Genomic DNA, 2,602 nt, shown 5'->3' on the forward strand with positions numbered 1-2,602 from the left:
CGTGCTACTTGGGATACGCATTCAGCCAGCAACACCATTTCGGCTACGGGGTTGGCACCCTCTATGACCAGGCTTTCAATCCTGTTCGCCTATACTGCGCTGTAACTGTTCCAGACCGGCAGATCTGAACAACACGTCCCACAACCCCGACCATGCAACGACCGCCGTCTATCACACATGATTCGGTTTAGCCTCTTCCGATTTCGCTCGCCACTACTCACGGAATCACTGTTGTTTTCTCTTCCTGTGGGTACTGAGATGTTTCACTTCCCCACGTTCCCTCTACCCGCCCTATATATTCAGGCGGGAGTCACCAGGTCAGCACGCCGCCTGGCGGGGTTTCCCCATTCGGACACCCTCGGATCACAGCTCGATTATCAGCTCCCCGAGGCTTATCGCAGATTTCTACGTCCTTCTTCGGCTCCAGATGCCAAGGCATCCACCGTTTGCTCTTAAAAACTTGACCACAAAGAACCGCAACAAATAGCGCTCCCACCCGAAGGCGGAAACGATCTGCGCGGCATATCAGTGTTATCTCGTTACCCAACCGGTGAAACCGGTTGGGAAGAAATTGCACTCGAACCCACTCACCCCGCTAAGGAGGTTTCGTGAGCTCAAGATGCTCGCGTCCACTGTGTAGTTCTCAAAAAACGGGCGACACCAAGATCAACCAGCAAGTGATGCCGGCCTCTCAAGGTCCGCGAGAGGAGTTCAACCGCCAACCACTCACGCGGCTAGCAAGTTTGGTCCCTCAGGACCCAACAACGTGCACGCCCCCACCGATCCAGCTCTTCGCCGTTCCAAACCCACCAAAGCGGGTCGTACTGAGAAAAGAACCTTCACCATGAAGGCCACTGTCAATGTTCCACCCATGAGCGCCACCCACAGACATTCGCTGTGGTGTGACTTGACCAGAAGTTCCCGCTGTAGACAGACGGGCTGGTACATGCTCCTTAGAAAGGAGGTGATCCAGCCGCACCTTCCGGTACGGCTACCTTGTTACGACTTAGTCCTAATCACCGATCCCACCTTCGACAGCTCCCTCCCACAAGGGGTTGGGCCACCGGCTTCGGGTGTTACCGACTTTCATGACTTGACGGGCGGTGTGTACAAGGCCCGGGAACGTATTCACCGCAGCGTTGCTGATCTGCGATTACTAGCGACTCCGACTTCATGAGGTCGAGTTGCAGACCTCAATCCGAACTGAGACCGACTTTTTGGGATTCGCTCCACCTTACGGTATCGCAGCCCTTTGTATCGGCCATTGTAGCATGCGTGAAGCCCAAGACATAAGGGGCATGATGATTTGACGTCATCCCCACCTTCCTCCGAGTTGACCCCGGCAGTCTCCTATGAGTTCCCACCATAACGTGCTGGCAACATAGAACGAGGGTTGCGCTCGTTGCGGGACTTAACCCAACATCTCACGACACGAGCTGACGACAACCATGCACCACCTGTATACCGACCTTGCGGGGCGACCATCTCTGGACGTTTCCGGTATATGTCAAGCCTTGGTAAGGTTCTTCGCGTTGCATCGAATTAATCCGCATGCTCCGCCGCTTGTGCGGGCCCCCGTCAATTCCTTTGAGTTTTAGCCTTGCGGCCGTACTCCCCAGGCGGGGAACTTAATGCGTTAGCTGCGACACAGAAACCGTGGAATGGCCCCTACATCTAGTTCCCAACGTTTACGGCATGGACTACCAGGGTATCTAATCCTGTTCGCTCCCCATGCTTTCGCTCCTCAGCGTCAGTTACGGCCCAGAGATCTGCCTTCGCCATCGGTGTTCCTCCTGATATCTGCGCATTCCACCGCTACACCAGGAATTCCAATCTCCCCTACCGCACTCTAGTCTGCCCGTACCCACTGCAGGCTGGGGGTTGAGCCCCCAGATTTCACAGCAGACGCGACAAACCGCCTACGAGCTCTTTACGCCCAATAATTCCGGACAACGCTTGCACCCTACGTATTACCGCGGCTGCTGGCACGTAGTTAGCCGGTGCTTTTTCTGCAGGTACCGTCACTTTCGCTTCTTCCCTACTAAAAGAGGTTTACAACCCGAAGGCCGTCGTCCCTCACGCGGCGTTGCTGCATCAGGCTTTCGCCCATTGTGCAATATTCCCCACTGCTGCCTCCCGTAGGAGTCTGGGCCGTGTCTCAGTCCCAGTGTGGCCGGTCACCCTCTCAGGCCGGCTACCCGTCGTCGGCTTGGTGAGCCATTACCTCACCAACTACCTGATAGGCCGCGAGTCCATCCTTGACCAAAATTCTTTCCAACTGCAGACGATGCCGTCACAGTTCATATCCGGTATTAGACGTCGTTTCCAACGCTTATCCCAGAGTCAAGGGCAGGTTACTCACGTGTTACTCACCCGTTCGCCACTAATCCCTGGAGCAAGCTCCAGTTCATCGTTCGACTTGCATGTGTTAAGCACGCCGCCAGCGTTCGTCCTGAGCCAGGATCAAACTCTCCGTAAAAGAAAAACACAGCAGCAACCGGAATAGGCTGACCACTGCAAGTTTGATGCTGACCAAAAGAACAAAACAATCTGACGATTGTTGTCCATTTCAATCTCAAAGAAACCAAGCACCCGACCATCC

The 2,602-nt window shown here is 54.8% G+C and carries 2 rRNA genes; both read right to left on the reverse strand.

What is annotated here, in order from left to right:
• Positions 1 to 466, reverse strand: a 23S ribosomal RNA gene (locus tag ABD733_RS17285); the annotation flags it as partial.
• A 491-nt stretch (positions 467 to 957) separates the two neighbouring features.
• A 16S ribosomal RNA gene (locus ABD733_RS17290) occupies positions 958 to 2,479 on the reverse strand.
• Between the last annotated feature and the right edge of the window lie 123 nt (positions 2,480 to 2,602).

It is taken from the genome of Frondihabitans peucedani (assembly GCF_039537585.1).
Lineage (GTDB): Bacteria > Actinomycetota > Actinomycetes > Actinomycetales > Microbacteriaceae > Frondihabitans > Frondihabitans peucedani.